The sequence below is a fragment of the Fictibacillus phosphorivorans genome, from assembly GCF_001619875.1.
Taxonomy (GTDB): domain Bacteria; phylum Bacillota; class Bacilli; order Bacillales; family Fictibacillaceae; genus Fictibacillus; species Fictibacillus phosphorivorans_B.
In genome coordinates this window covers 1-3,300 of record NZ_LRFC01000033.1, presented here as the reverse complement: position 1 = coordinate 3,300, position 3,300 = coordinate 1, and the positions used below count along the sequence as shown (strand labels likewise).

Below are 3,300 nucleotides of genomic sequence, written 5' to 3'. Positions count from 1 at the left end.
CAAGTTCTGGACTGTATAAGGGATTCCCTTATGTTCGACCGTTTGACCAAACTTCAATTCAGAAGTGGTAATGATCTTACGGTCTTTTGTAGTGTAAGTCCCCTGATCCACATAACGCAGTTCATCGTCCGATAGTGGTAAGATAACCCCTATTATTTGAACAGGATCTACCGCTTCACCTTCGATAGGATCACCATTTTCTTGCCACCCACTTTCTTTAGGTGGCGGATGATAAGTAAGAGTAATACCGTAATCGTCAATCATTTCTTTAAATTCAAATGATTCGAGAGTCATACTTGCTTCACCACTCTCCATGTGACTCTTGCGCGTAATCCTCCAGTGTCTACCAGTGGATTTGAGGAGCCTTTGTTTTCGATCGTTAACTTTGCATTAGCAGGGGATTTCAAGGTAGTTATCTTGTCTTGAATATCTGCTGCAATAAGAGCACCTAAACGTTCATACAATGTTTTTCCCTTGATTTTCAAGTCAACGATTTGCTGAAGCTGACCTTCAACAAATTTAACCCAGTCATCGTTCTTTTCATCAAAAGTAGAACGGACAAAAGAACGTTCTGGGATCGTCACACTCTTTACAAGGATGAACATGGTGATTAGTTTATCGCCATCTTGAACAGCTAATATATTCTTCCCCTTTGGCTGAAATAAACCAGGTATTTCAGAAGCTTTCCTACCCTTTGCCTCTGCGGTTGGTATCGTCAGAGCTTTTCCTTTGGCTCTTATCGTGATTCCAAACTCATGGACATTCGCAATCATTGCGTAAAACGAATCGTCTGAAGCGAAAATACCGATTTCTACCGAGTATTTATTTAGTTCTTCTAACGCTTTGATCAAATCAGGAATAACATCCCTTTTCGTGACGACCCTCACTCGTTTACGTGCCATATTACAACACCGTCAAATTAAGTGTTTTTCGTCCACGTAAGGAATTTAGAATCCTTTGAAACTCTTGGCCAAATGGTGTAGTATCCAAGCCAACAGATTCGCCTGAAGAGGCATAAGTCCTCTCCAATGAATCTACCTTCTCTTTAACTACCTTTCTAATACTTACTGTGGCAAGATGAGCAGCAAGATAGCGAGTTAATCTCTCTACTTGCTCTGGTTTCACATTTAAAGAGGACACCTCAAGAGAAGCGTCCTCAATGTACATATTCAGTTGATCATCTGTGAGTTTGTTCAACTCTGTACCCATGCTTTTTATACGATTTCGAAGAGTTGCATCCTCCATAAGATATCAACCTCTATTCGTCTTCATTTTCGCCGTTTAAGACAGCCAACTGAGCGTCGATCGCTTCAAGAACAGTCGTGCGGGACTCTCCTTCTTGCCATTCGTTCAATAAAGCTACGTCATGCGTATCTTTTACGAGTTCAATAGCTTCTTTTGCTTTCAAATCTTTGAAGTCTTTTTCCTCTTCATGAGCAACTACATCTCCATCATCAACAACTTTTTTCATGATAGGATGAGAGCTGAAATCCTTCCATTCAGCTTCACTGATCTTGTTCGCACCTGGAATCAACATGACTCCAGCAGCATGCAATATATAATTACCTTTGTTTTGTACTAACATTAGATTCCATCTCCTCTCACGATTGCCATAGGGTAACGAACGATCGCTCCACCTGTACGCTCTTCAAGAGGTACTTTTGTATTCGGGAACTTGTACTCTTCCGGATGACGCTTAATATCCATAGGTATAAGGATTTCAACAACGTCTGGAGAGTTATCAAAAACTAGGAAGCTATCAGTAGCTCCTACACCTCGTTTTTCAAGATCAGAAGTGAATTCTACTGTAGTAAACCATCCTTGGCTCTTAAGGTACTGAAGAACAGTCTGGCCAGTATATTCGTTATACTCTTTTTCGAGCTCTTCCATTGCATCAGGTGTTACAACAAGAGTGTTTGCTGTATGGCCAGGCAGTTTATTAACGGCTTTACGAGCAGTACGAAGATCTGCAACAATCTCTCTTCCTGTTTTGTCTTTCCACTTAGTAGATGTACCGCCAGCATTGTTGGACACAGCCATTACTTGGATACCGACAGCATTAGTTACTCCAAGAATATTGTGAGTCGAGTCTCCGATCCACACAAGACGATTTTCTTTTTCTGCGATTGCTTTACGTGCTGTTTCTGCTTTAGTAGCTTCAACAGGACGGCCAGATAAAGCAGCTTGACGAACTTCTTGAACAGAAATACGGAATGCTGCAGCAATGGAGTAAATCTTTTCAGTATGACGTTCCATGTCAGCGTCAACCAATGGGATATCATCCGCACCCGGTGCTAGGATCTTAGCAGCTCCTGAACGTTTAATAACATCATAGCTATATGTTTCAGCACCTTCATGCACATCCGTTTTTACATTGAAAATGGACCGTGCTTTTAATTCCTCTTTCTTTGCTTCAAAAAGCTTATTATCAATTGCTTCAAGGTCTACTGGACGGATCATGCCGTCCACTCTATATGCTTGTGTCAATTTGGTTCACTCCTTTTAAGGTAAATTGATTTCTAATTGTGCTAAAGATCCTGCAGATGCTTTTGATTTGAATGTTGCAGACGGGAATGTGATTGTTCCAGCTGTTGCAGTGTCTCCTGGATAAAACTTATTGTTAGCTGGGTTAACCTTAGCTGTTTTTCCTGTGATTACATCCTCGGCTACTTCAACCCAGATAACTCCTTTGCGTACAACAGCGACAGGAGCGTTCAACGGATAAAGAAGATCGTTCGCATTTGTTACCCAGTCATGGACCTCCTGAGCAAGAGCGATTCCGTAAGGTGCACCTGCGGCTTTAACTGGTGTTACTTTTTCACCTGTAACATCTAACTGTACTGGAGATCCGAAAGGAATAAGTTCTCCAGCTGCTTTTGTATCTGCACTATAATCTTGATAGTTTGCTAATTTCCCTGGACCACCAGCTTCGGGCATGTACTTATCGTAAGTAGTAATCGACATGTGTAGTCGCCTCCTTATTTATTTTCTTTCATGTTTAATCGCTTTTGCTTCTTTTCCTCAAGCTCTTTGTTCTTCTTGGAGCCATCACCTGAGAACATATGGTTAGATCCTGTTGAAGAAAAACCATCTAACTTCACGCGTTCAACAGTTGCGTCATAGAAAGCGTTGATATAATCATCAGACTTCCCATCACCTTTGAAATCAGGAGAAGCTTTCTGAATTACAGCTTCCTTCACTTCACGATCCGATTTCCCTGTGAAATCAAAAGAATCTCCAAGCAATGTTTTAGCACCTGTAATCAATTCAACGCGTTCTTGAACTTTCGCATCTAATTGA

The 3,300-nt window shown here is 41.2% G+C and carries 6 protein-coding genes and 1 pseudogene; all 7 read right to left on the bottom strand.

All coding sequences use genetic code 11. The features are described 5' to 3' along the window. On the bottom strand, nt 1-294 hold a 294-nt coding region (locus AWM68_RS13680), incomplete at its 3' end, for a hypothetical protein (RefSeq protein ID WP_197468177.1). Further along, the gene (locus AWM68_RS13675; protein WP_156488409.1) at nt 291-902 is read right to left on the bottom strand and encodes a hypothetical protein; all 612 of its coding nucleotides are present in this window, start codon (nt 900-902) and stop codon (nt 291-293) included. The genes AWM68_RS13675 and AWM68_RS13680, both read right to left, overlap by 4 nt. Before the next feature lies 1 nt (nt 903). Beyond that, entirely contained in the window at nt 904-1,245 is a 342-nt protein-coding gene (locus tag AWM68_RS13670) for a DUF4054 domain-containing protein (protein ID WP_066242768.1), read from the bottom strand. A gap of 13 nt (nt 1,246-1,258) precedes the next feature. Then, on the bottom strand, nt 1,259-1,585 hold the full coding sequence (locus AWM68_RS13665; RefSeq protein ID WP_066242765.1) for a hypothetical protein: 327 nt from the start codon (nt 1,583-1,585) through the stop codon (nt 1,259-1,261). Further along, complete coding sequence (locus AWM68_RS13660) at nt 1,585-2,487, bottom strand: DUF2184 domain-containing protein (protein WP_231868431.1); 903 nt, start codon at nt 2,485-2,487, stop codon at nt 1,585-1,587. The genes AWM68_RS13665 and AWM68_RS13660 overlap by 1 nt, the downstream gene beginning before the upstream one ends. A gap of 15 nt (nt 2,488-2,502) precedes the next feature. After that, entirely contained in the window at nt 2,503-2,964 is a 462-nt protein-coding gene (locus tag AWM68_RS13655; RefSeq protein WP_066242762.1) for a structural cement protein Gp24, read from the bottom strand. 14 nt (nt 2,965-2,978) lie between these two features. After that, nucleotides 2,979-3,300, bottom strand: a pseudogene (locus tag AWM68_RS21750) (DUF2213 domain-containing protein); the annotation flags it as partial.

Excerpts from the sequence above, each read along its gene's own strand:
- AWM68_RS13675 (WP_156488409.1), bottom strand. The coding sequence starts at position 902 with ATGGCACGTAAACGAGTGAGGGTCGTCACGAAAAGGGATGTTATTCCT.
- AWM68_RS13670 (WP_066242768.1), bottom strand. The coding sequence starts at position 1,245 with ATGGAGGATGCAACTCTTCGAAATCGTATAAAAAGCATGGGTACAGAG.
- AWM68_RS13665 (WP_066242765.1), bottom strand. The coding sequence starts at position 1,585 with ATGTTAGTACAAAACAAAGGTAATTATATATTGCATGCTGCTGGAGTC.
- AWM68_RS13655 (WP_066242762.1), bottom strand. The coding sequence starts at position 2,964 with ATGTCGATTACTACTTACGATAAGTACATGCCCGAAGCTGGTGGTCCA.